The following is a 25,922-nucleotide window of genomic DNA, read 5'->3' as shown; positions in this document are numbered from 1 at the left end:
CATGAGCAAGCACTACCTGAGCATCGAACATGTGGAAAAGTACTTCGAGCGTGACGGCGTCAGCTCCCACGTACTGAACCAGATCAACCTCAACGTCGAGCGTGGCGAATACATCTCTATCATCGGCCATTCCGGTTGCGGCAAATCGACGGTGCTGAACATCGTCGCCGGCCTGACCGATTCCAGCAGCGGCGCGGTGATTCTCGATGGTAGGGAGGTTCGTGGTCCCGGCCCGGATCGCAGCCTGGTGTTCCAGAACCATTCGCTGCTGCCCTGGCTGACGGTGCAGGAAAACGTCGCACTGGCCGTCGACAAGGTCTTCAAACGCACCAAGAACAAGGCCGAGCGCCGCGACTGGACGCTGCATCATCTGGAGCTGGTGAGCATGGGCCACGCATTGCACAAACGGCCCAGCGAAATTTCCGGCGGCATGAAGCAGCGTGTAGGCATTGCCCGCGCGCTGGCCATGGAACCCAAGGTGCTGCTGCTAGATGAGCCCTTCGGCGCACTCGACGCCCTGACCCGCGCCCACTTGCAGGACGAAGTGATGCGTATCCAGAGCGAGCTGCACAACACGGTGATGATGATCACCCACGACGTCGACGAAGCCGTGCTGCTTTCCGATCGCATCGTGATGATGACCAACGGCCCTTCGGCGACCATTGGCGAAATCCTCACCATCGATCTGCCGCGGCCCCGTGACCGCATCGCTCTGGCTGACGACCCGCGCTACAACGCCTATCGGCATGCCGTGCTGAGTTTCCTGCACGAGAAACAGCGCAAGGTCGAACCCATGAGCGCACGCCGCGCTGCCGCAGCTAAAGAGCCGGCCGGCAAGGAGCGCGCTCGCGCCTAGATGCTGCGATCAGTCGCGGGCAATGCCCGTTACGGTAATGCCGAAGCGCTCCTCCAAGCGAACTGCGGGAGTCTGCTCCTCACGGGGCAGCTCCTTCGGTTCGAGGCGCTCCAGGTTCTCTTCGGCCCACTCCAGCAGCCAGATCACAGCCTGCTCGAGGCTGGGTTTGTCTTTCGATTTGACCTTGAGGACTTCGGCCGCCTCATCTCGGCTGTAGGCGATATTCCATTGGCTCATAGTGAGTCTCCAGCGGGTAGTTTTGCGGCTGGCACACAACCTTGCGCACCGTCATAACCATGTAGACCGGCCGCGGGTGAACAGTTCGACCTATAAATCCGAATGAACTTAGCCGGGTACCTCCACTCAGAAACTAGGCATCGATTGATTTCTCCGGGCGCCCATGGCGCCCATTTTTTTGCCTGCAATTTGTCCCCACGTCACTGACTGCCTACCCGGTGCTCGTCCGCAGGCGAGAAATCTCGCCCACAAAAAAGCCGGGAAACACCCGGCTTTTTCGAATCGCACTCCACGTGCCGTATCAGGCCCTGGGCAGCGTCACACCGCGCTGCCCCTGGTACTTGCCGCCCCGATCCTTGTACGACACCTCACAGGCCTCGTCGGACTCAAGGAACAGCATCTGTGCCACACCCTCGTTGGCGTAGATTTTCGCCGGCAGCGTGGTGGTGTTGGAGAATTCCAGCGTCACATGCCCTTCCCACTCCGGCTCCAGCGGCGTGACGTTGACGATGATGCCGCAGCGCGCATAAGTGCTCTTGCCCAGGCAGATGGTCAATACGTTGCGCGGAATGCGGAAGAATTCCACGGTACGTGCCAGCGCAAACGAGTTCGGCGGGATGATGCACACGTCGCTTTTGATATCGACGAAACTTTTCTCGTCGAAATTCTTCGGGTCTACGGTGGCCGAGTTGATATTGGTGAAGACCTTGAATTCATCGGCGCAGCGCACGTCGTAACCGTAGCTCGACACCCCGTAAGAAATCAGCGGTAAGCCGCCTTCATTACGCACCTGGCGCTCGACGAACGGCTCGATCATGCCGTGTTCCTGGGCCATGCGGCGAATCCACTTGTCCGATTTGATGCTCATGGCGGGGCCGTCCTAGAAGGTCTGTGCGGTGAAAAAGTGAACGCATCTTACCGGGCTGAGCGACAGGGTTCAAAGCCTCTTGACAGGCCGTTTGAACAAGAGGCCGCAGTGCTGAATGCCAGGAAATCGCAAAAAGACTGACAGACCATTCGCACTTAGCGAAGAAAGCGGGTATGGTGACCCCACTGTGCTGCATGTGTCACCGCGAATCGCTACATGATGCCTAGATTTCGATCCAAACATCGTCCGACTCCTAGTACTCGTTGCACTCAGTCCCGGCCTGGTTTTATCCAGGGCTGTTATTTCTTTAGATATTAGGAGACATCACATGTCCAATCGTCAGAATGGCACCGTTAAGTGGTTCAACGATGAGAAAGGCTACGGCTTCATCACTCCGCAATCCGGTGACGACCTGTTCGTACACTTCAAAGCTATCCAGAGCGATGGCTTCAAGAGCCTGAAAGAAGGCCAGCAAGTTTCCTTCGTGGCCACTCGTGGTCAGAAAGGCATGCAAGCTGAGGAAGTTCAGGTTATCTAACCTGCTCTTTCTATAAAAAACCCCGCTTCGGCGGGGTTTTTTTATGCCTGCATTTTATGCAGCGAGTAATGCAGCGCGCCCGCCAGGCGGACGCGCTACTGCGATCAATCGTCGGCGATGACGATGGTCGGCATGGCCTGGGCGGTCGCCGCGCTCGAAGCGATGCGTGCCCCAACCTGGCGGGCAATCTGCTGATAGAGCATGGCGATCTGGCTTTCCGGATCAGCGATGGTCGTCGGTTTGCCACCGTCAGTTTGCATGCGGATGGCCATGGACAGCGGCATGGAAGCCAGCAGATCGACACCGAACTGGGCGGCCAGTTTCTCGCCACCACCCTCACCGAACAGATGCTCCGCATGGCCACAGCCGGAGCAGATGTGCACGGCCATGTTCTCCACCACGCCGAGCACCGGAATGTTCACCTTGCGGAACATCTCCACGCCTTTGCGGGCGTCGAGCAGGGCCAGATCCTGCGGTGTGGTGACGATGACCGCCCCCGCAACCGGAACCTTCTGCGCCAGGGTCAGGTGGATATCGCCCGTGCCGGGCGGCATGTCGATGACCAGATAGTCGAGGTCATCCCAGGCGGTCTGGGTGACCAGTTGCAACAGCGCCCCGGAGACCATCGGCCCGCGCCACACAACCGGCGTGTTGTCATCGGTGAGAAAAGCCATGGACATCACCTGTACGCCATGGGCTTCGAGCGGCACGAACCACTTCTGATCACGTACTTGAGGCCGCGTACCTTCAGGGATACCGAACATGATGCCTTGGCTCGGGCCGTAGATATCGGCATCGAGAATGCCCACCCGCGCGCCTTCACGGGCCAATGCCAGGGCCAGGTTGGCAGCGGTGGTCGACTTGCCCACCCCGCCCTTGCCGGACGCCACGGCGATCACGTTCTTGACGTTGGCCAGGGCCGGCACTTGAGCCTGCGCCTTGTGGGCGGCGATAACACACTCCACCTCTACGCTGGCGCTGCGTACACCCTCGATATTTTCGATGGCCAGCTGCAGCAGTTGCGCCCAGCCCTGCTTGAACAGGCCGGCAGCGTAACCCAGTTCCAGCTTCACGCTGACCTGCTCGCCCAGCACGTCAATAGTGCGCACGCAGCCGGCGCTGAGCGGATCCTGATCGAGATGGGGATCGGTGTACTGGCGCAATACGGCTTCGACCGCGGCGCGGATATCAGCACTCATGCTTGGCTCCGGAGATGGCAGGAAAAGACGCCTATCCTACCCGAGCTACCAGCCGGATGCAGACCGGCGACCCGAAGGGCCGCCAGCCATCAACACTCACTGCACGGGCTGACCGGGCAGTGGCTTGAGATTCACCTCGACACGGCGGTTCTGCGCGCGGCCATCGGCGCTGGCGTTGTCGGCAATCGGCTGATCCGGGCCGGCACCACGGTTGGACAGGCGGCTGCCGTCAATGCCCTGAGCAGTCAGGTAGCTGGTCACGCTTTGCGCACGACGTTGCGACAGCGCCATGTTGTGCTGACGCGAACCGGTGCTGTCGGTGTAACCGACGATCTCGATGCTGTTGTTCTGGAACTGCTGGAACGAAGTCGCCAGGTTATTCAGCGGTGCATAGAAACTGGGAGCGATATCCGCAGAATCCGTAGCGAAGGTGATGTTGCCGGGCATGATCAGCTTGATGTCATCGCCCTGACGCTGCACCTCCACACCGGTGCCTTCCATGCTGCGGCGCAGCTCGGCCTCCTGGCGATCGGCGTAATAGCCATAGCCGGCACCCGCAGCGCCGGCGAGCACGGCACCGATGGCAGCGCCTTTGCCGCGATCATCATGGCTGACTGCAGCGCCGACTGCCGCACCGGCAAGCGCTGCCAGGCCGCCGTAGGTAGCAGTGCGGTGGCCACCGCCACTAGCTGCGCCACCACCGGCGTTGTCGTAAGGGTTGCTCGAGGCACAGCCAACCAACAGGGCCAGAGCGGTGGCGCAGGCGAGCGGACGTAAAACTGCAAGCATGGTTCATCTCCTTGCTGGGAGCGGAAGGTTCCCGTTGGAACCCGCTTACGCCTCTAAATTCAAGTCGATGTCAGCGCTATTTGCCCGCTGGCCGGAACGCGCCCGGTTACTTTATAGTGACCGACCTCCCTTCACCCGATGACAGCCTGACAATGTCCCAAGCTCGCCAGATTCTCGTTACCAGCGCCCTGCCCTACGCCAACGGTTCGATCCACCTTGGCCACATGCTCGAGTACATCCAGACCGACATGTGGGTGCGCTACCAGAAACTGCGCGGCAACCAGTGCATCTACGTCTGCGCGGACGATGCCCACGGCTCGGCCATCATGCTGCGTGCAGAAAAGGAAGGCATCACCGCCGAACAGCTGATCGACGGCGTCAAGGCTGAGCACAGCGGTGACTTCGCCGACTTCCTGGTGGAGTTCGATAATTTTCACTCCACCCACTCGCCGGAAAACCGCGAGCTGTCGGAGTCGATCTACAAGGCGCTACGTGATAATGGCCACATTGCCACTCGCTCGGTGACCCAGTATTTCGACCCGGAAAAAGGCATGTTCCTGGCCGACCGTTTCATCAAGGGCACCTGCCCGAAATGCGCGACGCCCGATCAGTACGGCGACAACTGCGAAAAATGCGGTGCCACCTACGAGCCCACCGAACTGAAAGACCCGCGCTCGGCGATTTCTGGTGCGGTGCCGGTGCTCAAGGACTCCAAGCACTTCTTCTTCAAGCTGCCGCAGTTCCAGGAAATGCTCCAACAATGGACGCGCAGCGGCACGCTGCAGGAGTCGGTCGCCAACAAGCTCGCCGAATGGCTCGATGGTGGCCTGCACGAGTGGGACATCAGCCGTGATGCACCCTACTTCGGCTTCGAAATTCCCGACGAGCCGGGCAAGTATTTCTACGTTTGGCTGGATGCGCCGATCGGCTACATGGCCAGCTTCAAGAACCTCTGCGCGCGTCGCCCGGAGCTGGATTTCGATGCGTTCTGGAACAAGGATTCCAGCGCCGAGGTGTACCACTTCATCGGCAAGGACATCGTCAACTTCCACGCCCTGTTCTGGCCTGCCATGCTCGAAGGTGCCGGCTACCGCAAACCGACCGCCATCAACGTGCACGGCTACCTGACCGTGAACGGGCAGAAGATGTCCAAGTCGCGCGGCACCTTCATCAAGGCGCGCACCTATCTGGATCACCTCAACCCGGAATACCTGCGCTACTACTACGCGGCCAAGCTCGGTCGCGGCGTCGATGACCTCGACCTGAACCTCGAGGACTTCATCCAGAAGGTCAATTCGGATCTGGTCGGCAAGGTGGTCAACATCGCCAGCCGTTGCGCCGGCTTCATCCACAAGGGCAATGCCGGCGTATTGGTTGCGGCCAACCCTGAGCCAGATTTGTGGAATGCTTTCCAGAGCGCCGCACCCAGCATCGCCGACGCCTACGAGAGCCGCGACTTCGCTCGCGCCATGCGTGAAATCATGGCCCTGGCCGACCGGGCCAATGCCTGGATCGCCGACAAGGCGCCGTGGTCGCTGGCCAAGCAGGAAGGCAAGGCCGACGAGGTGCAGGCGATCTGCGCCCTGGGCGTCAACCTGTTCCGTCAACTGGTGATCCTCCTCAAGCCGGTGCTGCCGCATCTGGCCCGCGACGCCGAGGCGTTCCTCAACGTCGCACCGCTGGCATGGAATGACCTGGCCACGCTGCTGGCCGATCATCAGTTGAATCCGTTCACCCCGCTGCTCAGCCGCATCGAGCCGGCCAAGGTCGAAGCCATGGTCGAAGCCTCCAAGGAAGACCTGGCCGCCGCCAACGCCCCGCAGGAGGACGCTCCCCGAGGCAATGGTGAATTGGCGAAGGATCCGCTGGCCGCCGAAATCGCCTTCGACGCCTTCGCAGCGGTCGATCTGCGTATCGCGCTGATCGAGAAGTGCGAGTTCGTCGAAGGTGCCGACAAGCTGCTGCGCCTGACCCTGGATATCGGTGACGAGAAACGCAACGTGTTTTCCGGCATCAAGAGCGCCTACCCAGACCCAAGCAAGTTGGAAGGCCGCCTAACGCTGTACGTGGCCAACCTGGCAGCACGCAAGATGAAGTTCGGCGTGTCGGAAGGCATGGTGCTGGCTGCTGGCCCTGGCGGCGAAGAAATCTACCTGCTCAGCCCGGACAGCGGCGCCAAGCCGGGTCAACGCGTCAAGTAAACAACCGCCTGGCGCTCTGCAAAACTGATGACTCCCACGCTCCCGCGTGGGAGTCCTGGGCATAGCGTTCTGCGCCCTCTTGGGCCGGCCACCAGCATTCGACATCGGACGCAGAGTGTCCGAGAGGCGTTCCCACGCAGAGCGTGAGGAACGATCAGGATGTGCTCCACCTCCGCCTTGATGCTGCCCTGACAGGCGCAAGGCAACCACCGTCAACAATTCTCGAGGTACAAGGATGTTTCTCCGCCGCCACCTACTGCTCGTCCTGCTTGCCTTCCTGCTGATACTCGGCGGCTGCTCGCCATCCGGCGAAAACCGTTTGCCCGCGGGTGCTGCGCTGCTGGGTGAAAGCGCGCAGCAGGGCGCGTTCCTCGCCTACGAGCATAGCGTGGGCATTCGCCTGCCCGTCGAGCAGGTCGAATCACGCCTGGCGGCGGTACGCGAAGCGTGCAGCAGCCAGCGTTTCGGCCAGTGCGACCTGCTGGCCATCGAGCAGAGCCAGGGCCACTACCAAGCCGCCAGCATTACCGTGCGCATCGCTCCGGCTGGCGTCGAGCCGCTGGTCGGCTTTGCCGGTGAAGGCGGCGAGCTGCAGAGCCGCCATACACGCGCCGAAGACCTGGCCCAGGCCGTCAGCGATACCGAGCAGCAACGCCAGCGCCTGGAGCGACAGCAGAAAACCCTGCTGCAATACCAGGCCCGTGGTGACCTGAGCGTCAGCGACATGCTCGCCCTGGCCCGCGAACTGGCCGAGGTGGAGGTACAGCTGGCAGGCACAGCCCAGCAGTCGGCCCAGCAGCAACGCCGTTTGACGACGAACCTGCTGACCCTGAGTTTCAGCACCGAGGGCGAGACGATCGGCCGTCTGGCGCGTATCGGCGAAGCCGCTGGCGGCATGCTCGACAATGCCACCGAAGGCGCTACGGAAGCCCTCAAGCTGCTCGGCTACGGCATTCCCTTCGTCATCATCCTGTTCCCGCTGGCCCTGCTGATCCGCTGGCTATGGCGCAAGGCCAGCCGCGCCCGCAATAAGGTCTGAATGCGCGCTGACGTGGCCGTGCCGCTGTACCGGGCACGGCGCATGCCGGATAATGCACGGCCAACGCTTCAGCCAGACCTGCAACACCCATGATCGACTCTCGCGACCTCTCCTGCATGCGCTCCCACGGGCCGACCCCGTGCGAGCGACGCTGTGTGCCTGGAGCATGAGCAACGCCCTGCGTATAGCCGCCATCGACGCCCTGCTACCGCAGACGCAATGCGGCAAATGTGGCCACCCAGGCTGTCAGCCCTATGCCGAGGGAATCGCTGCCGGCGAAGCGATCAACAAGTGCCCACCAGGCGGCACCGCCACCATTCACGCGCTGGCCAACCTGCTGCAGGTTCCGGAACTGCCACTGGCATTACCGGCAACTCCCGCGCAGCTAGCGGTGATCCGCGAGGCCGAGTGCATCGGCTGTACCAAATGCATCCAGGCCTGTCCGGTGGACGCCATCGTCGGCGCCGCCAAACTGATGCACACGGTGATCAGCGACGAATGCACGGGTTGCGAACTGTGCATTGCGCCCTGCCCGGTGGACTGCATCGACCTGATCACCTTGGCTACGCCGCAGGCGACCATTCAGCGTGAGCGTGCCGACCAGTTTCGCGCTCGCCATCAGGCACGCCTCGCCCGCCTCGCTCGCGACGATGCGCGCCGCCGCGCCGCACGCAGCACGCCGGTCGCGCGCCCAGAGCTGGAGGCAGCCGTTACCCGTACAGCCAACGATGACGATCAAACCGCTCGGCTCAAGCGCCTGAAAATCGAAGCATCGATGGCCAAGGTCGCCTACGAAAAGATCCGCAAGCAGGTGGCCATGCACCCCGACTCACCGTTCGCAGCGCAGCTGGATGCCCTGCAAAGCGCCAGCGAGCAGGCCGCGGCGGCACTGCAGGCGGCTCAGCACGACTCGTCATCAACGATCGCTGTCGCGCCAGCCAGCGACGATGGCGCGTTGAAACGGGCAAAGATCGATGCGGCAATGAGCCGTGCTCAGTTGCAGAAGGCCCTCAAGGCTTTTGGCGAAACGCCGGACGAAACCCAGCGAGTGCAACTCGATACGCTGCGCCAGGCAGCCGAGCAGGCGCAACGGCAGTTGGACGAGCTGCTGCCCAACACCTCCGGCAAGACGCCCGATGCCGGGGAGCAGGCGCTGAAGCAAGCCAAGATCGAAGTCGCCAACCGCCGCGCAGCGCTGCAGTCCGGCGAACGGCGAGGCGTCGATGACGCCCTGCTGAGTACCTTGCGGACAGATTACGCCGCGGCGCAGCAGGCGCTGCACGATGCCGAGCAGCACTGCGGCAAACCTGCCCCCCAGCGGGTACTGGTCGACAAGGCCGGCGTGAGCACCGAACTGCGCCAGCTGAAAACCGACCTGGCCTACGCCCGTGCTGACGTGAAAAGACTGCAACGCAGCACAAACACTGAAAGCGACACCCTGAATGCAGCACTCGAACGCCTTGCCGTCGCCGAACGCCGGCTGCAAGCGCATATCAGCGCCACCTAGAGCGCGCCGACTACCGTGAACCGCCCTGACGATGAACGCCGCCAAACGCCTTGAAATCTTCCGCCGCCTGCACGAAGACAACCCGGAACCGAAGACCGAGCTGGCCTACAGCACGCCCTTCGAACTACTGATCGCGGTGATTCTCTCCGCTCAGGCCACCGATGTCGGGGTCAACAAGGCCACCGCCAAACTCTATCCGGTGGCCAATACCCCGGAATCGATTCTGGCCCTTGGTGTCGAAGGGCTCAGCGAATACATCAAGACCATTGGCCTGTACAACAGCAAGGCCAAAAACGTCATCGAGACCTGCCGCATGCTCGTCGAGCTACACGGCAGCCAGGTTCCGGAATCCCGTGAAGCGCTGGAGGCGCTGCCAGGCGTCGGCCGCAAGACCGCCAACGTGGTGCTCAATACTGCTTTTCGTCAACTGACCATGGCGGTGGACACGCACATTTTCCGGGTCAGCAATCGCACCGGCATCGCGCCAGGCAAGAATGTGGTGGAGGTCGAAAAGAAACTACTGAAGTTTGTACCCAAGGATTTTCTCCTCGATGCCCACCACTGGTTGATCCTGCATGGCCGCTATGTTTGCCAGGCGCGCAAGCCACGCTGCGGCAGTTGCCGGATCGAAGACCTGTGCGAATACAAACTAAAGACCTCTGACGATTGAGGCTTCATATACTCCTTGTATGAGTCGATTGAAAAAATCTTTTTTACTCGCCTCACGTTTGCCCTTATAAGGTCGGCAAATGGCCCCTGTAGCCAGGAGTGAAGCGCATGAGCAACGGCAAAGAAGAGCTGGAGCTGGAAGACGACTTCGTCAGTGACGAAACGGACAACAGCGAAGCACCCGTGGAAGTGGCGAAAACCAACCTGACCAAGCGACGCATCATCGATAATTTTCTCGAGGAGCGACGCCTGCACAAGCAGTTGGCCGAATACGATTTCGATCTGTAAGCCGGTATCAGAGCCGGATAAAAAGATGCCCGTATCAATCGATACGGGCATCTTCGTTCAGGGCATAGCTCAAGCCAGGCTCAGTTTCGACAATCAGAGCCCGTCCAGATAGCGCTCTACATCCAACGCAGCCATGCAGCCAGCGCCCGCCGAGGTAATCGCCTGGCGATACACGCTGTCCGCTACGTCGCCGGCAGCGAACACGCCTGGAATATTGGTCGCTGTGACATTGCCATCACGCCCGCCATTGACCTGCAGATAACCATCCCTGAGCGCCAGTTGGCCTTCGAAAAGCGCCGTGTTCGGCGTATGCCCGATGGCCACGAACAGACCATCCACCACCAAGTCCCGAGTGCCACCGTCGCGCTCGCGCAGGCGTACACCGGTAACCCCGGAGACATCACCAAGCACTTCATCCACCTCGGCATTCAGTGCCAGTACGATGCGCCCCTCGGCAACCCGCGCCTGCAGCTTGTTCTGCAGGATCTTCTCCGCCCGGAAGCCGTTGCGCCGGTGAATCAGCGTCACCCGGCTGGCGATATTGGCCAGGTACAGTGCTTCCTCCACGGCGGTATTACCGCCACCGACTACCGCAACCTCACGATTGCGGTAGAAGAAGCCGTCGCACGTGGCACAGGCCGACACGCCCTTGCCCATGAACGCCTCTTCGCTGGGCAGTCCCAGATATCGGGCGCTGGCACCCGTGGCGATGATCAACGCGTCGCAGGTGTAGGAAACGCTGTCGCCCACCAGGGTAAACGGCCGCGCTGCGAGATCAACCGCCTGGATATGGTCGTAGACGATTTCGGTTTCGAACCGCTCGGCGTGGGCCTGCATGCGCTGCATCAGATCCGGGCCGGTCAGGCCGTGGGCATCGCCGGGCCAATTATCCACTTCCGTGGTGGTGGTCAGTTGGCCACCGGCCTGCAGCCCGGTGATCAGCAGAGGTTTGAGGTTGGCGCGCGCGGCATACACTGCCGCGCTGTAGCCGGCAGGGCCGGAGCCTAGAATGATCACACGAGCATGCCGCGTACTGGACATCACAAACTCCTCAGGGCATGACTGCCGGGAAAACGGAGCCATCGGCAACGGGCAAGGATCTGTCAGAAGCGGCTCCAGAAAGGGATGCGCGAAGACTACGGGTCACCACAACGGGGACGGAAATGCACTTTGCCAATCCCTTGCATAGCCGCAGCCTATGACGCCAGCGGTAACGCTGCCGCGCTTTCCCGGGGGCGGCAAAATGGGTAAGGTCGCGCGACGTTCACTTTCTGGAGACACCTACATGCGCGCCCCCGTGCTGTCCGGCCCGCAATACCTCAGTGAGGGCCTGAAGCTGGTATTGAGCCCCGGCCTGCGACTGTTCGTGCTGCTGCCGCTGGCGATCAACCTGATCCTGTTCAGCCTGATGATCGGCTTTGCCATTCAGCAGTTCAGTGGCTGGGTGGATACCTTCATGCCGAACCTACCCAGCTGGCTGAGCTTCCTGCAGTACATTCTATGGCCGCTGTTCGTGATCCTGGTGGTGCTGATGGTGTTCTTCACCTTCACCATGCTGGCCAATATCGTCGCTGCGCCGTTCAACGGCTTTCTCGCCGAGAAAGTCGAGGTGGTGGTGCGTGGCGAGGATAATTTCCCGCCATTCAGCTGGGGCGAGCTGATCGCCATGGTGCCGCGCACCCTGAGCCGTGAAGGACGCAAACTGGCGTACTTCCTGCCGCGGGCACTGGGCCTGCTGATACTGTCCTTCATCCCGGTGGTCAACCTGGTCGCCGCACCGCTGTGGCTGCTGTTCGGCGTGTGGATGATGGCCATCCAGTACATCGACTACCCCGCCGACAACAACAAGGTCAGCTGGCAGGACATGCTCGCCTGGCTGCGCGAAAAGCGCTGGCAGTCGCTGGGCTTCGGCGGTATCACCTACGCGGCGCTGCTGATTCCGTTCGTAAACATCCTGATGATGCCGGCAGCCGTCGCCGGCGCGACGCTGTTCTGGGTGCGTGAAGGCGGCGTCAGCGATGGCGCGCGGAGCGTCACGAAAACGCCACACTGATGTCACAAACGCTACATGACAGCGGCCCAGACTGCTGTCATGAGCACTCCCCCGCTATTCATCGCCCTGGTCAGCGAAACCTTCAGCCCGGAAATCAACGGAGTGGCCAATACCCTCGGCCATCTGGTCACCGGGCTGCGCGCGCGTGGTCACCGCCTGCAGTTGATACGTCCAAGACAGACCGCCGATGCGACTGCGGCCAACGATGACGACCTGCTGCTAACGCGTGGCTGGCCACTGCCCGGCTACCGCGGCCTGCAATGGGGCCAGTCGGCGCGGCACAAGCTGCTGCGCCTATGGCGCAGGCAACGCCCGGACGTGCTCTACATCGCCACCGAAGGGCCGCTGGGCCTGTCTGCCCTGAGAGCCGCACGGCGCCTGCGTATCCCGGTGATCAGTGGCTTTCACACCAACTTCCAGCAGTACACCGGGCATTACGGCATCACCTTGCTGACACGGCTGCTGACCAACTACCTGCGCTGGTTTCACAACGCCTCGCGCATGACCCTGGTGCCCAGCCTCAGCCAGCGCTGCGAGCTGCAACGGCGCGGTTTCGAGCGCCTGGAACTGCTCGCCCGTGGCGTCGATGCCCAACTGTTCAACCCCGCCCGGCGCAGCGACGAACTACGCCACAGTTGGGGGCTGAGCGAGCAGGACATTGCCGTGTTGCACGTGGGTCGACTGGCCGCGGAGAAGAACCTGGATCTGCTGGTCAGCACCTTCCAGGCCCTGCAGCGACAACACACAGGGCAACGGCTCAAGCTGATCATGGTCGGTGACGGCCCGCAACGCGACAGCTTGCAGCAGAGGCTACCGGACGCATTATTCTGCGGCATACAGCGCGGCGAAACGCTGGCAGAGCACTACGCCAGCGGCGATCTGTTCCTGTTTCCCAGCCTCTCGGAGACCTTCGGCAATGTGCTGCTCGAAGCCATGGCGGCAGGACTGGGCGTGGTCGCCTTCGATCAGGCCGCCGCCGCTCAGCACATCGAGCATTGCCATAACGGCATGCTGGCCAGCGCCGATGATCAACGAACGTTCATCGAAGCGGCACACTGGCTGATCGAAGACAGGGAAAATTTGCGACGCGTGCGCCTCAATGCCCGCCGGCACGCCGCCAGGCAGAGTTGGTCATCGATCATCGAACAGTTCGAAGACCATCTGCGCAACGCGATCCACGGCAACGACAGACAAACCGCTGCGCGCGCCGCTGCAGTGGCTATCGAGACGAAACGAGCGCATTAGAGCCAGTGCTGAGGCCAGGCAGCAACAGTACACAGGAAAAGGCCGCCAACCAGGCGGCCTCTTTTATTCAGGCCAACGCTTTCTCGATGGCCTGAATCAGGGCAGGATCATCAGGTGCAGTACGCGGCGAGAAGCGCGCCAGCACGCGACCATCCTGACCGACCAGAAACTTTTCGAAATTCCAGGTGATGTCACCGGGGAACTCAGCCCCCTCGCCCGCCAGCAGCCGATACAGCGGGTGACGACCGCTACCGTTGACCTCCAGCTTGCTGCTCAGCGGAAAGGTGACGCCGTAGTTCAAGCTGCAGAACTGGGCGATTGCCGACTCGCTGTCCGGCTCCTGGCCCGCGAACTGGTTGCACGGCACACCCAGCACACTGAAACCCTGCGCAGCATAGGCCTGCTGCAAATGCTCCAGCCCCGCATACTGAGGTGTGAGCCCGCATTTTGAGGCGACGTTGACCACCAGCAAGACCTGGCCTTTGAACGGTGCCAGGGGCAGCTCCTGGCCATCCAGTGCGTGCAGTGTCAAGTCGTGAAAGGCGCTCATGGTGTGCTCCGGGTAACGCGAAAACAGATAAAAAATAGACAAAAAAAGCGCCTGAAAAGGCGCCTTTTCGTGGCTGCAGCTTAGCAGTCACGGATGACCAGCGGCCAGCAGCGAAAGATCGACTGCCGACATACGGATCAGTGGTGATGACCACCTTCGCCGTGCACGTGACCGTGGGCGACTTCTTCGGCGCTGGCATCACGCACGTCGACGATCTTGACGGCGAAGGTCAGGCGTTGGCCGGCCAGCGGGTGGTTACCGTCGACGATCACGTCGTCTCCGTCCAGCTCGCGGACAGTGACGATCTGCATCCCGCCATCCGGGCCGGAGGCATGGAACTGCATACCGACTTCCAGCTCATCGACGCCTTCGAACATCGAGCGGTTCAAGGTGGCGACCAATTCGGCACTATATTCGCCGTAGGCTTCTTCGGGCTCGACGGAGACGTTCACTTCGTCACCGGCCTGTTTGCCGACCAGCGCCTTCTCAAGGCCGACGATGATGTTGCCAGCGCCGTGCAGGTAAACCAGCGGCGCGCCGCCAGCGGAACTATCGATTACCTCACCGGCATCGTTGGTCAGGGTATAGTCGATGGAAACGGCCTTGTTGGCGGCGATCTGCATGGGGCGAACCTTTTGCTCGAGGAAAATGAACGTGAGATTGTAACCAAGGGACGATGCGAAAGCGACCCAACCCCAGACGGGCGGGCCGCACCGGGCATTACCCTGGTCGGTTTTGAGCAGGATCACGACGGCTACTGGGTGGCTGTCTTATCTTGTGGCCATACTCAACACCTGCGCCATCAGCCTCCCTGGCAAAATCGCGCCTGGGTGCTCGATGCCGCGCAACGGCGCGCACGTATCGGCACGAACTTCACCTGTGGCTGGTGTGTCGGAGCGCTAGCCGAACGCTAAGGACTTCTGAATGCCCGCACGCAATATTCTGGTGATCAACTGCGGTAGCTCCTCCATCAAATTCGCCCTGGTCGACCCCGACCAGAAAACGTTCGCCATCAGCGGACTGGCGGAACGTCTCGGCAGTGCGGACGCCGTGCTGCACTGGCAACGCGATGACATAAAGCACAGCCAGGCGATTCCCAGAGACGACCACCGCGCGGCTCTGGCTCATCTGCTGCAACGTGTGCAGGAAGCCACCGGTGGTCATCTGCATGGCATCGGCCACCGCGTGGTGCACGGCGGCGAACACTTCACCAGTGCCCAGCGTCTGGACGGTCAAGTGATCGCGGCGATTCGTGCCGTAGCGCCTCTGGCCCCCCTGCACAACCCAGCGGGCTTGCTGGGTATCGAAGCGGCGCTGGCGCTGTACCCGCAGTTGCCCCAGGTTGCCGTATTCGATACAGCCTTTCACCAGAGCCTGCCCGAGCATGCCTTCCGCTACGCGGTGCCGGAGAATCTGTACCGCGACCACGGCGTGCGCCGTTACGGCTTTCATGGCACCAGCCACCGTTTCGTCAGTGCCCGCGCAGCCGAGCTGACCGGCCTGCCCGTCGACGACAGCGCCTGGCTAGTCGCTCACCTGGGCAATGGCTGCTCGACCTGCGCGGTGGTCAACGGCCAGAGCCGCGACACCAGCATGGGCCTGACGCCTCTGGAAGGCTTGGTGATGGGTACCCGCAGCGGTGATGTCGACCCCAACCTGCACAGCCATCTATCCCGTACGCTGGGCTGGAGCCTGGAGCAGATCGATCGCATGCTCAATCACGATAGCGGCCTGCTTGGCCTATCCGGCCTGTCCAACGACATGCGCAGCCTGGAACAGGCCCGTAATGAAGGGCATGCCGGCGCGACCCTGGCCATCGAAGTGTTCTGCTATCGCCTGGCCAAATCCCTGGCGGCCATGAGCTGCGCTCTGCCGCGCCTGGACGGGCTGATATTCACCGGCGGCATCGGCGAAAACTCACCGCTAATTCGTAGCAAGACGGTCGCACACCTGAGCCTGCTCGGCCTGAAACTGGACGAAACCGCTAATGAGCGCTGCCTGCGTGGCGTCAGCGGCCCTATCCATGCGCAAGACCATATTCGGGTGCTGGTGGTGCCCACCAACGAAGAGCGCCAGATCGCCCTCGACACATTGGCGCTGCTCGACTGACCACGGAGAACCCCATGCACACCTTCTTCATCTCACCGACCGGCTTCGGCGTCGGCCTCACATCCATCAGCCTGGGCCTGGTTGGCGCGCTTGAGCGCGCCGGCCTCAAGGTCGGCTTCTTCAAGCCCATCGCCCAGCCGCACCAGGGCGATGCCGGCCCGGAACGCTCCAGCGAGCTGGTTGCCCGAACCCACGGCTTGCATTCTCCCAAACCGCTGGCCCTGGCCCATGTCGAGCGACGCCTCGGCGATGGCGATCTGGACGAACTGCTCGAGGAAATCATCAGCCTCTATCAAGAGGCCGCCAAGGACAAGGACGTGGTGATCGTGGAAGGCATGGTGCCAACGCGCCAGGCCAGTTACGCGGCCCGGGTCAACTTCCACCTGGCCAAGAGCCTGGATGCCGACGTGATCCTGGTTTCCGCGCCGGAGCAGGAAAGCCTCAGTGAGCTATGCGACCGCGTGGAAATCCAAGCCCAGCAGTTCGGTGGGCCGAAAGACCCCAAGGTGCTCGGGGTGATCCTCAACAAAGTCCGCAGTGACGACGGCCTGGACGCGTTCGCCGCACGCCTGCGCGAACACTCGTCGCTGTTGCGTCACCCGGAATTCCGCCTACTCGGCTGCATTCCCTGGCTCGACGAACTGAATGCACCGCGCACCCGCGATATCGCCGAACTGCTTGGTGCCCGCGTGCTCAACGCCGGCGACTATGAACAGCGACGCATGCTGAAGATCGTCCTCTGCGCTCGCGCCGTGGCCAACACCGTGCAGTTGCTCAAGCCAGGCACGCTGGTAGTCACGCCGGGCGACCGCGACGACATCATTCTCGCCGCCAGCCTGGCGGCCATGAACGGCATGCCGCTGGCCGGTCTGCTGCTGTGCAGCGACTTCGCTCCCGACCCGCGCATCATGGAGCTGTGCCGTGGCGCGCTGCAAAGCGGCCTGCCAGTGATGACTGTGAGCACCGGCTCCTACGACACCGCCACCAACCTGAATCGCCTGAACAAGGAGATTCCGGTCGACGACAAGGAGCGCGCCGAGAAGGTCGCCGATTTCGTCGCCAGCCACCTCGACCACGACTGGCTCGCTGCTCGCTGCGGCAGCCCTCGTGAATTGCGCCTTTCGCCCCCCGCATTCCGCTATCAACTGGTGCAGCAGGCCAAGGCCGCGAACAAGCGCATTGTCCTACCCGAAGGCGCGGAGCCTCGCACCGTACAGGCTGCCGCCATCTGTCAAACTCGTGGTATCGCCCGCTGCGTGCTGCTGGCCAAACCCGAAGAAGTCCATACGGTGGCTCAGGCACTTGGCATCGAACTGCCACCAGGCCTGGAAATCCTCGACCCGGATCTGATCCGCGAGCGTTACGTCGAGCCGATGGTCGAGCTGCGTAAGGGCAAAGGCCTCAACGCGCCCATGGCAAGCGCCCAACTGGAAGACACGGTGGTGCTGGGCACCATGATGCTGGCTCTGGACGAGGTCGACGGTCTGGTATCCGGCGCCGTGCACACCACCGCAAACACCATTCGCCCGGCCTTGCAGTTGATCAAGACCGCACCCGGCTACAACCTGGTGTCTTCGGTGTTCTTCATGCTGCTGCCGGATCAGGTGCTGGTCTACGGTGACTGCGCGGTCAACCCGGATCCCAATGCCGAGCAACTGGCCGAAATCGCGCTGCAAAGCGCCAGCTCGGCCCAAGCCTTTGGCATTCCTCCGCGCGTGGCCATGCTCAGCTATTCCACCGGGGATTCCGGTAGTGGCGAGGAAGTGGAGAAGGTTCGCGAGGCGACCCGCCTGGCCCGTCAGGCCAACCCGGATCTGCTCCTCGACGGCCCTTTGCAGTACGACGCCGCGGCCATCGAGAGCGTCGGCCGGCAGAAGGCTCCCAACAGCCCGGTGGCAGGTCGCGCCACAGTATTCATTTTCCCCGATCTGAATACTGGCAATACCACCTACAAGGCGGTGCAGCGCAGCGCTGACTGCATCAGTGTCGGCCCTATGCTGCAGGGCCTGCGCAAGCCGGTGAACGACCTGTCCCGCGGGGCGCTGGTCGACGACATCGTCTTCACCATCGCGCTCACCGCCATTCAGGCCGCCAACATGCGCCAGTGAGGTGCAGCCACTTCGAACGCGGCCAATGCGGCTCGCGTTCGGATCGGCTTGCAGTTCCATCACCAATCGTTAACCTGTGCGGAAATTGCCCCGCAGCCATGCACGGGGCCCAACCTGCAAGAGGTTCGAGCGTCCATGCTGCACTTTCTGCCTGCCCCATTACTCGGCCTGCTGGGCAGCGCCCTGCTAGCCCTCAATACCCTGTTCTGGTGCTGGCCGCTGTTTGCCGTCACGCTGCTGCGCATCATCCTACCGTTGACTGTAATACAGCGCGGGTGCGACCGACTGATGACCTTCATCCACGAAGGCTGGATCAGCTGCAACAAGGTCTGGATGCAGCTTCTGGGCAACACTCGGTGGCACATCGAAGGGGCGCAGGGTTTCGACTATCAGCACTCCTACCTGGTAACCAGCAACCACCAAAGCTGGGTGGATATCCTGGTGCTGCAATACCTGTTCAACCGGCGTATTCGCCCGCTGAAATTCTTCCTCAAGCAGGAGTTGATCTGGGTGCCGGTGATCGGGCTGTGCTGGTGGGCGCTCGGCTTCCCGTTCATGAAGCGCTACTCCAAGGAATACCTGGCCAGGCACCCGGAGAAAAAGGGCAAGGATCTACAGACCACCCGGCGCACCTGCGCCAAGTTCCGCAACAACCCGGTGGGCATCTTCAACTTCGTAGAAGGCACCCGGCTGACTCCGGCCAAGCACCGAGAACAGCAGTCGCCTTACCGTTATCTGTTGAAGCCCAAAGCGGGTGGCCTCGCCTTCGTACTCGACGCCATGGGCGAGCAACTGCACGGCATCATCAACGTCACCCTGCATTATCCCAAGGGCAGCCCGGGATTCTGGGCGCTGCTCAGCGGCCAACTGGAGGACGTGGTGGTGCTCATCGAACAGCTACCGATCCCCGCGCACTTCATCGGCCGCGCTTATGATCAGGACGAAGACTATCGCAAGGAATTCCAGCAATGGATCAACGCTCTCTGGCAGGACAAGGACACCCAGTTGGCACGGTTGCATCAGCAGCATCCATAAGCACTCAGCTCACCGGAAGCACATCGGAGCGGTAAAAGCAGAATTGCCGCCTCCCTCCTCGCTTGGCCGCGTACATTGCGGTATCTGCTGCGCGCATCACCTCTTCGATGGTTTTGCCATCGGCGGGCAATAACGCAATACCGATACTGACACCAAGGCGGAACAATTCGCCTTGAAAACTCTGCTCGCTGGACACCTGCTCAATCAACTTCTCTGCCACGGATGCAGCATCAGTCGGGCTGCCCAGGCTGTCGATGATGACCGTGAACTCGTCGCCACCAATCCGCGCCAGATGGTCGTAAGGCCTGAGGCAGGTCTTGAGCTGCACACTGACCCAACGCAACACCTGATCACCCCTCTCATGGCCCAGGGTGTCGTTGATGTGCTTGAAGCCATCCAGGTCGAGATAAAGTAACGCGGCGCTCTGGCCCGTGCGCTCGTTACGCGAAATAGCGGCCTGTAGCTCTTGGAGGAATCCGCGCCGGTTGAGCAAACCCGTCAAGGCATCAGTGATGGCCAGTGACTCGAGCTGGTGATGCAGGTCGCGCACCACCGACATGTCCAGCGCAAGCAGAATCATCGCGCTCTGGTCATCCGGCAAAGGTGAGCAGGACAGCGCTACTGGCACGCTATGTCCATCCCGGGTACGCAGGTTGGCATCATGCATGCGCAGGTTTTCCCGACGCTGCCAATGCTGGTAGAAGCTCGATGTCTGCCAGGGCTCCTCGCGAGGTGTATCGATCCAGGCCAGCAACTCGCTGCCGGCAAGTTCGCCATCCTGGCAGCCAAGCATTCTGGTGATCGCCGGGTTGGCGAAGCGCACGCGTCCATCGTCCCCCACCACCATGATGCCTTCGGCGGTGTTGTCCAGAATCGACGCATTGAAGGCGCGCTCGCGCTCCAATTGCTGGCTCAGGCGTAACAGGCCGCTGCGATACTGCTCATGTTCGAGCAGTGCCCGCACCTTGTGCAGCAGGATCGCCGGCTGCACCGGCTTGGAAATGAAATCCACCGCACCGGCGCCGTAACCCTGACTGAGAACGTCATCGGTCTGGATCATCCCGGAGATGAAGATGATCGGCGTGAAGCGCGTGCGCGAATCATCACGCATGCGCCGCGCCACCTCGAAACCGTCCATGCGTGGCATCTGCACATCGAGCAGCACCAGGCCCACATGACCTTGCGCCAGAAATTCAAGGGCCTTGGCACCGGAGTCGACGCAATGCACTGGCCGGCCAATCTCCTCCAGTAGCTCCTGCATGTCCTCCAGATTGTCCCAGCGGTCATCGACGACAAGGATTACCAGCGTCTCATCCTGATCCTGCACACCTACCTCCATGGCCACGACTGCGTACCAAGGCGGGTGCCCGACATCGACCACCGCGCATGACGTTCGACTATTGCTCCACACAGTCTAGCCACGCCCGGCAACATATCCACGTACACGAGAGCAGAATCGCAGGCATGAAAAACCCCGCCGAGGCGGGGTTTTCAGATGAACCTGCAGCCGTTACAGCGGACGCAGATTGATCTCTACACGACGGTTCTGCGCGCGACCCGCTTCGTTAGCGTTGCTGGCAATCGGCTGGTTCGGGCCAGCGCCGTAGGCAGAGATGCGCGACGCTGGAACCCCATTGGCCGACAGGTACGACGCCACGCTCTGAGCACGACGCGTTGACAGGTTCTGGTTCAGGTCAGCGGAACCGGTGCTATCGGTATGACCGACGATGTTCACGCCGTTCTTGTTGAACTCCTTGAAGGTCAGTACCAGGGAATTCAGCGTCGGGTAGAAGCTACCGGAGATGTCCGCCGAGTTGCTGGCAAAGGTGATATTGCCTGGCATGATCAGGGTCAGATCGTCGCCATTGCGCTGCACCTGAACGCCCGTGCCTTGCAATTGCTGCCGCAGCTTGGCTTCCTGGGTATCGACGTAGTAGCCATAGCCACCGCCCGCGGCGCCACCTACGGCCGCACCGATCAATGCGCCCTTGGTACGATCCTTCTTGCTAGAGGTCGCGGCACCAACCGCGGCGCCTGCCAGGGCACCAACGCCACCATAAATCCCGGCCTTGCCAGCCTGGCTTTCGCCGGTATAGGGGTTGGCCGTACAGCCGGACAGAATGGCGAGTACAGCGGTCGCGGCGACCAGAAAGCGGTACTTCTTCATGAACGAATCCTTTGTATTGTTGCGTGTAGTAACAGACCTTTGCCCGCGGGTTCGAGCCACCAAACAGGGCCAAGTTCCCGACCAAGCCTAACAATCAAACTGGTAAAAATCTGTAAACGCTTGTTTTTTCAAGCACGCACGAATGGATTTTCACGCATCTCGTCACCTAACCGAGTGTCCGCACCATGGCCGGTCACTACGGTGGCGTCCTCATCCAGGCTATACAAACGGCGCTTGATGGAGCGTTCGATGGCGGCATAGTCCCCGCCCCACAAATCGGTGCGACCAATACCTCGACGGAACAGCGTATCGCCGGCAATCAGCAGCTTGGCCGCGGGAAACCAGAAGCTCATGGAGCCTGGCGTATGCCCCGGCGTGTGCAGTGCGACGCCACACCCACAGGCCAATTCCTCGTCATCCGCCAGCCAATGATCCGGTGCAGGAACAGGCGTGTAAGGCACACCGAACATTTGGCACTGCATCTCCAGGTTCTCCCAGAGAAACTGGTCGTCCTTGTGCAGGTGCAGCGTCGCCCCGGTTTTCTCTTTCATCTGCCCCGAGGCGAGAAAGTGATCGAGATGAGCGTGGGTGTGAATGATGCTCACAACCTTCAAGCCCAGCACCTCCAAGCGCGCCATGATCAACTCAGGATTGCCGCCTGGATCGACCACGATGGCTTTGCCAGTCAGTGGGTCGCCAATGATGGTGCAGTTGCACTGCAAAGGCCCGACGGGGAAGGTTTCGCGAATGAGAGCTGGCGGTGTGGTTTGCATGGGTGTTCCTGTAAAGCTGCTGGCGGGCCAAGCGCAGATTCTAGCCGCAAAGGATTCGGGCAGTGGAGCAGCCTTGCTCGGATCAAAAGAACGAGGCCGCGGTGATGTAGATCGATGAGCCGGTAGTTGAGCCCCCCGCCCCGGATTCTTCAGAGCGTCGGATCCGCAGCCTGAATTATTCAAATGCCGCTGAATCGCACAGCCGTGGCAATCCTTCAGCGCCGCACACGGAAATCGGTATGCAAACACTCCTGTTCGATACAAAACATTTGCAGCAGGCAAGAAAAAGCCGGCCCCAAGGCCGGCTTTTCCATCACTCACCTGGATCAGCGAACGCCAGACTGACGCAACGCTGCCGGCGTGTAATCACTTTCTTTAGCAGGGAAGTCGAACTGGTAAGCACGCTTCTCTTCGTTCTTCAGACCCAGAGCCAAGTAACGCCCGGACAGCAGGTCATAAATGGCCTCCACGGCATACCAGGGAACTTGCTTGTCGTAGTAATACTGAGCGTGAGACTCAGCTACACGCCACAGTGTGCCGCGACCATCGTAGTGATCGATGGCAGCAGCTTGCCAGGTATCTTCGTCGATGTAGAAGTCGCGCTTGGCGTAGATGTGGCGCTCGCCCTGCTTCAAGGTAGCGGTCACATGCCAGACGCGGTGCAGCTCATAGCGGGTCAGATCCGGGTTCAAGTGCCCAGCCTTGACGATATCGCTGTACTTCAGTTTCGGCGAATCAATGCGGTAGCTGTTGTAAGGAATGTAGATTTCCTTCTTGCCCAGCAACTGCCAGTCATAACGATCCGGCGAACCGTTGTACATATCCAGGTTGTCCGAGGTACGCAGGCCATCGGCTGCAGTACCCGGGCCGTCATAGGACACCTGCGGTGCACGACGCACCCGACGCTGGCCGGCGTTGTACAGCCACGCCATGCGCGGCTCCTTCACCTGGTCGATAGTCTCATGCACCAGCAACACGTTGCCGGCCAGACGCGAAGGCGCCGTTACCCGCTGCTTGAAGTAGAACAGGATATTGCTCGGCTGACTGGTATCGACACCGGGCATCTGCGCACGGAAAGCAAACTCCTCCTGCAAGCTGACCGGGCTGAACGAGCCATTGGCCTGCGGCGTTACCTGCACCACGTTGCGCTGCACGCTGGCACCACGGTAGCGGGTGATGTGGTTCCAGATCGCCTCTAGACCGTCCTTGGGGATGGGGAATGGATTGCCCATCTGGAAGTTCTGCAAACCACTACCGCCTGGCAGCAGTGTGGTATTCGTCGCATTGTTTTTGGTCGCAGCGATGATGTTGTCCGGAACCGTTGCCGTCCGATGGGTCGTAAACACCGGCATGCGATAGGTTTCCGGGTAACGCTTGAACATCGCGTATTGCCCAGGTGTGAGCTTGTTTTTGTACTGCTCGACGTTCTGCGCCGTGATGATGAACAGTGGCTTCTCGTTAGGGAACGGGTCAGCCAGGAACCCACCAGCGTCTACGGCGCCCGCATTGACCGGCAACCCGCCTGTTCGATGCCGGGATGCTGCCATCAGCATTACCAGCCTTCTCTGCACCGAGCGGCGTCAGCGTGCTACCCAGCTTGGCCGCCTCGTCCGAAGACACTGCCGCCATCACGCCACAGGCCAGCAGCGACAAGGTCAGAGCGCCGGTCTGTAACAGTCTTTTTGTTGTGTTCATAAATGCATTTTCCTATGAATACGGGCGCTTAGAAGCTCATACCGAAGCTGAGGGCCAGGAAGTCGCGGTCAACCAGAGTGTTGTATTTGCCACCGAAGAAGTCTGTATAAGCCAAGCTTGCGGTATAGGTGTTCTGATATTCGGCATCCAGACCGAGACTAGCCGCCTTGGCACCTTCAGTGAACAAACCATTAGGGCCGTAGCCACTAACGTCATGAGACCAGGCGACATTGGGTTTGAGGTTCACGCCAGCGAAAACATCCGGATATTCCCAGATGGCGCGCGCGCGATAGCCCCACGAGGTGCTGGTAACGAAACCGTCATTCTCACAGTAGCGACTAACATTCTTGCCACTAGCACCGCCCAAAGTACTTTGGTTCAGAGTTGCACACCTGTTATTAGGTAAAGGGCCTGGGCCATATACTGGATCGCGGCCGTAACGTGCTTTGTCAGTACTTTCCAAACCGCCAACATGAGTTACCCCGAGCTCACCAACCAGAGTAAAGCGCGACGCTCCCATTACTTGGTCGAAGAAGTGCGTCAACGTTGTCTGGAACTGAGTGATTTCCTTGCGACGATAACCATGCTGATCCATACCCGGGGTGCCCGGGAGAACCGAAACATCCGGATCCAACGGGGTCAGACCCGAATAAAGAATATCGGTACTATTCAGTTGTACTGGCGCATTAGGCCGGTAGCTGAGTTCACCACTCCAAGCAGTACCAGTAGGCAAGGTGGTAGAGAAGCTAAGGCCATACAGTTGAATATCTTCGGGATATTCCATGAAGTAGTTGCTATTACCCGCTACCAACCCGCTCGCTGCACCGCTGCCTGCTGCAGCTGCAGCAGCCGGAATGGCCGCAAAGCATGCTGGTTGGTTAGCAGGAGGCAAAGCAGCACATTGCGCGATGAGTTGCCCAGCAACTGCACCACCTACAGCTTGTCCGACCCCCGTAGCTGCAGCATAAGCTGCCCCTGGGGCCCCCTGCGCACTAAAAATAGGCGCCCGGCTGTGGTAGTTCATGAAATAGGCGCCAAACTCTGTATCAAGCGGCTCGAAATAGTATCTGAACGCAGTTCCCCACTGACCACTATCTCGCGCATCGCGATCACCAGAACGAGGGACGATGACGCCTTCAGAAGTTGTTTGGTAACCAAAGCCCGCTCCCGCAGCTATGGGTGAAAACTGCCCCAATGCCGGCGATAAGACCGCCAGGTTATTGTTACAACCATCTGCCGCGATATCAGCTTGCGAGAAGAAGGTTCCACAGTTATCGACTACGGTCTGATCCCACTCCAATTGATAGAACGCTTCGACTGACAGGTTGTTGGTCAGACTTTGCGAAACGTAGAACATATTGACCGGAATCAGACCTTCTTTGACTTCGGCTCCCGGGCGGCGAAATGCAGATACATCGATGGGGTTGATCGCATTGATACTATTCAGAATGAAAGTGCTCTCCCCCCAGCTCACCACCTGCTTGCCTAAGCGAACCGAACCTGGCTGATCAGCAATGGAGTAGTTGTGGTAAACAAATGCATCGAGCAGTTCGGCACCAGAGGACTTTGCACCCTCTTTGCGATTGGAATCACTAATATCTTTAAACTCGCGGCCTTCATCCTTGAGCTCAAAGTCGTACCAGTACTTACCGCGGACGAAAATACCGGTATCACCATACTTGAGTTCGAGGTCATGGATACCTTTGAAGATTTTCGAAAAGGTTTTCCCGCGTCTGAAATTCAGATGACCATCATCGGAAGTCTGCGATAGGCCATCGCCACCATTATTGGAACCGATCAGGTTGCTATCAGCTTTGGACGTCGACCAACTGGCCCCTACCGACAGCGACGAATCGAATTGCCCTTCGATCTCCCCGATATTGAAATTGACGGCGAATGCCGGACTGGCGAGAGCTGATGCGAGGCTGACGGCCAGCGGCAGTTTTGCCAGACGCCAGAACGGCCTTGTTGTGTTGGTCATCGACGCTACTCCATT

General features: G+C 60.6%; 24 protein-coding genes and 1 pseudogene. 13 read left to right on the top strand and 12 right to left on the bottom strand.

The window, feature by feature from the left end; all coding sequences use genetic code 11:
- Position 1: 1 nt before the first annotated feature.
- On the top strand, positions 2 to 856 hold the full coding sequence (locus ACZ0AI_RS23460; protein WP_463563918.1) for an ABC transporter ATP-binding protein: 855 nt from the start codon (positions 2 to 4) through the stop codon (positions 854 to 856).
- A gap of 9 nt (positions 857 to 865) precedes the next feature.
- On the opposite strand, the gene ACZ0AI_RS23455 is transcribed toward ACZ0AI_RS23460, so the two are convergent.
- Both ACZ0AI_RS23455 and dcd read right to left on the bottom strand, forming a co-directional pair.
- Entirely contained in the window at positions 866 to 1,093 is a 228-nt protein-coding gene (locus ACZ0AI_RS23455; protein ID WP_463563917.1) for a hypothetical protein, read from the bottom strand.
- A gap of 301 nt (positions 1,094 to 1,394) precedes the next feature.
- Positions 1,395 to 1,961, bottom strand: coding sequence for a dCTP deaminase (gene dcd / locus ACZ0AI_RS23450; protein ID WP_463563916.1), 567 nt, complete (start codon positions 1,959 to 1,961; stop codon positions 1,395 to 1,397).
- A 328-nt stretch (positions 1,962 to 2,289) separates the two neighbouring features.
- On the opposite strand from dcd, the gene ACZ0AI_RS23445 reads away from it, so the two are divergent.
- Positions 2,290 to 2,499, top strand: a complete 210-nt coding sequence (locus ACZ0AI_RS23445; RefSeq protein WP_042555234.1) for a cold-shock protein — start codon at positions 2,290 to 2,292, stop codon at positions 2,497 to 2,499.
- Positions 2,500 to 2,603: 104 nt separating this feature from the next.
- Here ACZ0AI_RS23445 and apbC read toward each other — a convergent pair whose 3' ends face one another.
- Positions 2,604 to 3,698: an iron-sulfur cluster carrier protein ApbC gene (gene apbC, locus ACZ0AI_RS23440; protein WP_463563915.1), complete on the bottom strand. Its 1,095-nt coding sequence runs from the start codon at positions 3,696 to 3,698 to the stop codon at positions 2,604 to 2,606.
- A gap of 96 nt (positions 3,699 to 3,794) precedes the next feature.
- Positions 3,795 to 4,487 carry an OmpA family protein gene (locus ACZ0AI_RS23435; protein ID WP_463563914.1) on the bottom strand — a complete coding sequence of 231 codons (693 nt, stop codon included), beginning with the start codon at positions 4,485 to 4,487 and terminating at the stop codon, positions 3,795 to 3,797.
- Between the two features lie 152 nt (positions 4,488 to 4,639).
- Between ACZ0AI_RS23435 and metG the strand changes: the two genes are divergently transcribed.
- The 5 genes from metG to ACZ0AI_RS23410 all read left to right on the top strand — a co-directional run bounded on the left by metG (position 4,640) and on the right by ACZ0AI_RS23410 (position 10,191).
- A complete protein-coding gene (gene metG, locus ACZ0AI_RS23430; protein ID WP_463563913.1) occupies positions 4,640 to 6,688 on the top strand; it encodes a methionine--tRNA ligase in 2,049 nt (682 codons plus the stop codon).
- Positions 6,689 to 6,923: 235 nt separating this feature from the next.
- Positions 6,924 to 7,727: a DUF4349 domain-containing protein gene (locus ACZ0AI_RS23425; protein ID WP_463563912.1), complete on the top strand. Its 804-nt coding sequence runs from the start codon at positions 6,924 to 6,926 to the stop codon at positions 7,725 to 7,727.
- Between the two features lie 166 nt (positions 7,728 to 7,893).
- Positions 7,894 to 9,234: an RnfABCDGE type electron transport complex subunit B gene (locus ACZ0AI_RS23420; RefSeq protein WP_463563911.1), complete on the top strand. Its 1,341-nt coding sequence runs from the start codon at positions 7,894 to 7,896 to the stop codon at positions 9,232 to 9,234.
- 31 nt (positions 9,235 to 9,265) lie between these two features.
- A complete protein-coding gene (gene nth / locus ACZ0AI_RS23415) occupies positions 9,266 to 9,904 on the top strand; it encodes an endonuclease III (protein WP_463563910.1) in 639 nt (212 codons plus the stop codon).
- A gap of 107 nt (positions 9,905 to 10,011) precedes the next feature.
- Complete coding sequence (locus ACZ0AI_RS23410) at positions 10,012 to 10,191, top strand: PA3496 family putative envelope integrity protein (protein ID WP_225834585.1); 180 nt, start codon at positions 10,012 to 10,014, stop codon at positions 10,189 to 10,191.
- A 93-nt stretch (positions 10,192 to 10,284) separates the two neighbouring features.
- On the opposite strand, the gene trxB is transcribed toward ACZ0AI_RS23410, so the two are convergent.
- On the bottom strand, positions 10,285 to 11,232 hold the full coding sequence (gene trxB, locus ACZ0AI_RS23405) for a thioredoxin-disulfide reductase (protein WP_463563909.1): 948 nt from the start codon (positions 11,230 to 11,232) through the stop codon (positions 10,285 to 10,287).
- Positions 11,233 to 11,476: 244 nt separating this feature from the next.
- Here trxB and cysZ point away from each other — a divergent pair, with 244 nt between their 5' ends.
- Both cysZ and ACZ0AI_RS23395 read left to right on the top strand, forming a co-directional pair.
- Positions 11,477 to 12,244: a sulfate transporter CysZ gene (gene cysZ / locus ACZ0AI_RS23400; protein ID WP_463563908.1), complete on the top strand. Its 768-nt coding sequence runs from the start codon at positions 11,477 to 11,479 to the stop codon at positions 12,242 to 12,244.
- A 39-nt stretch (positions 12,245 to 12,283) separates the two neighbouring features.
- Positions 12,284 to 13,489 (top strand): glycosyltransferase family 4 protein, encoded by a 1,206-nt coding sequence (locus ACZ0AI_RS23395; RefSeq protein ID WP_463563907.1) that lies wholly within the window; start codon positions 12,284 to 12,286, stop codon positions 13,487 to 13,489.
- A 67-nt stretch (positions 13,490 to 13,556) separates the two neighbouring features.
- On the opposite strand, the gene ACZ0AI_RS23390 is transcribed toward ACZ0AI_RS23395, so the two are convergent.
- Together ACZ0AI_RS23390 and ACZ0AI_RS23385 are read right to left on the bottom strand one after the other, a co-directional pair.
- Entirely contained in the window at positions 13,557 to 14,039 is a 483-nt protein-coding gene (locus tag ACZ0AI_RS23390) for a glutathione peroxidase (RefSeq protein ID WP_463563906.1), read from the bottom strand.
- A 137-nt stretch (positions 14,040 to 14,176) separates the two neighbouring features.
- Entirely contained in the window at positions 14,177 to 14,662 is a 486-nt protein-coding gene (locus ACZ0AI_RS23385; RefSeq protein WP_225834595.1) for an FKBP-type peptidyl-prolyl cis-trans isomerase, read from the bottom strand.
- On the opposite strand from ACZ0AI_RS23385, the gene ACZ0AI_RS23380 reads away from it, so the two are divergent.
- The 4 genes from ACZ0AI_RS23380 to ACZ0AI_RS23365 all read left to right on the top strand — a co-directional run bounded on the left by ACZ0AI_RS23380 (position 14,555) and on the right by ACZ0AI_RS23365 (position 19,291).
- Complete coding sequence (locus tag ACZ0AI_RS23380) at positions 14,555 to 14,953, top strand: DUF3565 domain-containing protein (RefSeq protein ID WP_463563905.1); 399 nt, start codon at positions 14,555 to 14,557, stop codon at positions 14,951 to 14,953. The genes ACZ0AI_RS23385 and ACZ0AI_RS23380 overlap by 108 nt on opposite strands.
- Positions 14,954 to 14,963: 10 nt before the next feature.
- On the top strand, positions 14,964 to 16,148 hold the full coding sequence (locus tag ACZ0AI_RS23375) for an acetate kinase (protein ID WP_463563904.1): 1,185 nt from the start codon (positions 14,964 to 14,966) through the stop codon (positions 16,146 to 16,148).
- A gap of 14 nt (positions 16,149 to 16,162) precedes the next feature.
- Complete coding sequence (pta, locus tag ACZ0AI_RS23370) at positions 16,163 to 18,256, top strand: phosphate acetyltransferase (RefSeq protein WP_463563903.1); 2,094 nt, start codon at positions 16,163 to 16,165, stop codon at positions 18,254 to 18,256.
- 135 nt (positions 18,257 to 18,391) lie between these two features.
- Positions 18,392 to 19,291 carry an acyltransferase gene (locus ACZ0AI_RS23365; RefSeq protein WP_463563902.1) on the top strand — a complete coding sequence of 300 codons (900 nt, stop codon included), beginning with the start codon at positions 18,392 to 18,394 and terminating at the stop codon, positions 19,289 to 19,291.
- A gap of 4 nt (positions 19,292 to 19,295) precedes the next feature.
- Here ACZ0AI_RS23365 and ACZ0AI_RS23360 read toward each other — a convergent pair whose 3' ends face one another.
- The 5 genes and pseudogenes from ACZ0AI_RS23360 to ACZ0AI_RS23340 all read right to left on the bottom strand — a co-directional run bounded on the left by ACZ0AI_RS23360 (position 19,296) and on the right by ACZ0AI_RS23340 (position 25,907).
- Positions 19,296 to 20,618 carry a GGDEF domain-containing response regulator gene (locus ACZ0AI_RS23360; RefSeq protein WP_463563901.1) on the bottom strand — a complete coding sequence of 441 codons (1,323 nt, stop codon included), beginning with the start codon at positions 20,616 to 20,618 and terminating at the stop codon, positions 19,296 to 19,298.
- A 183-nt stretch (positions 20,619 to 20,801) separates the two neighbouring features.
- Positions 20,802 to 21,458 carry an OmpA family protein gene (locus ACZ0AI_RS23355; protein WP_463563900.1) on the bottom strand — a complete coding sequence of 219 codons (657 nt, stop codon included), beginning with the start codon at positions 21,456 to 21,458 and terminating at the stop codon, positions 20,802 to 20,804.
- 128 nt (positions 21,459 to 21,586) lie between these two features.
- Positions 21,587 to 22,231, bottom strand: a complete 645-nt coding sequence (locus ACZ0AI_RS23350) for an MBL fold metallo-hydrolase (RefSeq protein ID WP_463563899.1) — start codon at positions 22,229 to 22,231, stop codon at positions 21,587 to 21,589.
- Positions 22,232 to 22,557: 326 nt separating this feature from the next.
- Positions 22,558 to 23,926, bottom strand: a pseudogene (locus ACZ0AI_RS23345) (DUF1329 domain-containing protein).
- A gap of 28 nt (positions 23,927 to 23,954) precedes the next feature.
- A complete protein-coding gene (locus tag ACZ0AI_RS23340; protein WP_463563898.1) occupies positions 23,955 to 25,907 on the bottom strand; it encodes a DUF1302 domain-containing protein in 1,953 nt (650 codons plus the stop codon).
- Between the last annotated feature and the right edge of the window lie 15 nt (positions 25,908 to 25,922).

It is taken from the genome of Pseudomonas sp. AC355 (assembly GCF_979258205.1).
The sequence above is the reverse complement of the archived record's forward strand: the minus strand, read 5'-3'. Positions and strand labels throughout refer to the sequence as shown.

Coding starts and splice junctions, on each gene's coding strand:
- trxB (WP_463563909.1), bottom strand. CDS start 11,232: ATGTCCAGTACGCGGCATGCTCGTGTGATCATTCTAGGCTCCGGCCCT.
- apbC (WP_463563915.1), bottom strand. CDS start 3,698: ATGAGTGCTGATATCCGCGCCGCGGTCGAAGCCGTATTGCGCCAGTAC.
- ACZ0AI_RS23410 (WP_225834585.1), top strand. CDS start 10,012: ATGAGCAACGGCAAAGAAGAGCTGGAGCTGGAAGACGACTTCGTCAGT.
- ACZ0AI_RS23375 (WP_463563904.1), top strand. CDS start 14,964: ATGCCCGCACGCAATATTCTGGTGATCAACTGCGGTAGCTCCTCCATC.
- ACZ0AI_RS23390 (WP_463563906.1), bottom strand. CDS start 14,039: ATGAGCGCCTTTCACGACTTGACACTGCACGCACTGGATGGCCAGGAG.
- ACZ0AI_RS23420 (WP_463563911.1), top strand. CDS start 7,894: ATGAGCAACGCCCTGCGTATAGCCGCCATCGACGCCCTGCTACCGCAG.
- dcd (WP_463563916.1), bottom strand. CDS start 1,961: ATGAGCATCAAATCGGACAAGTGGATTCGCCGCATGGCCCAGGAACAC.
- ACZ0AI_RS23455 (WP_463563917.1), bottom strand. CDS start 1,093: ATGAGCCAATGGAATATCGCCTACAGCCGAGATGAGGCGGCCGAAGTC.
- ACZ0AI_RS23350 (WP_463563899.1), bottom strand. CDS start 22,231: ATGCAAACCACACCGCCAGCTCTCATTCGCGAAACCTTCCCCGTCGGG.
- ACZ0AI_RS23435 (WP_463563914.1), bottom strand. CDS start 4,487: ATGCTTGCAGTTTTACGTCCGCTCGCCTGCGCCACCGCTCTGGCCCTG.
- ACZ0AI_RS23340 (WP_463563898.1), bottom strand. CDS start 25,907: ATGACCAACACAACAAGGCCGTTCTGGCGTCTGGCAAAACTGCCGCTG.
- cysZ (WP_463563908.1), top strand. CDS start 11,477: ATGCGCGCCCCCGTGCTGTCCGGCCCGCAATACCTCAGTGAGGGCCTG.
- ACZ0AI_RS23355 (WP_463563900.1), bottom strand. CDS start 21,458: ATGAAGAAGTACCGCTTTCTGGTCGCCGCGACCGCTGTACTCGCCATT.
- ACZ0AI_RS23395 (WP_463563907.1), top strand. CDS start 12,284: ATGAGCACTCCCCCGCTATTCATCGCCCTGGTCAGCGAAACCTTCAGC.
- ACZ0AI_RS23385 (WP_225834595.1), bottom strand. CDS start 14,662: ATGCAGATCGCCGCCAACAAGGCCGTTTCCATCGACTATACCCTGACC.
- ACZ0AI_RS23425 (WP_463563912.1), top strand. CDS start 6,924: ATGTTTCTCCGCCGCCACCTACTGCTCGTCCTGCTTGCCTTCCTGCTG.
- metG (WP_463563913.1), top strand. CDS start 4,640: ATGTCCCAAGCTCGCCAGATTCTCGTTACCAGCGCCCTGCCCTACGCC.
- ACZ0AI_RS23460 (WP_463563918.1), top strand. CDS start 2: ATGAGCAAGCACTACCTGAGCATCGAACATGTGGAAAAGTACTTCGAG.
- ACZ0AI_RS23365 (WP_463563902.1), top strand. CDS start 18,392: ATGCTGCACTTTCTGCCTGCCCCATTACTCGGCCTGCTGGGCAGCGCC.
- pta (WP_463563903.1), top strand. CDS start 16,163: ATGCACACCTTCTTCATCTCACCGACCGGCTTCGGCGTCGGCCTCACA.
- nth (WP_463563910.1), top strand. CDS start 9,266: ATGAACGCCGCCAAACGCCTTGAAATCTTCCGCCGCCTGCACGAAGAC.
- ACZ0AI_RS23445 (WP_042555234.1), top strand. CDS start 2,290: ATGTCCAATCGTCAGAATGGCACCGTTAAGTGGTTCAACGATGAGAAA.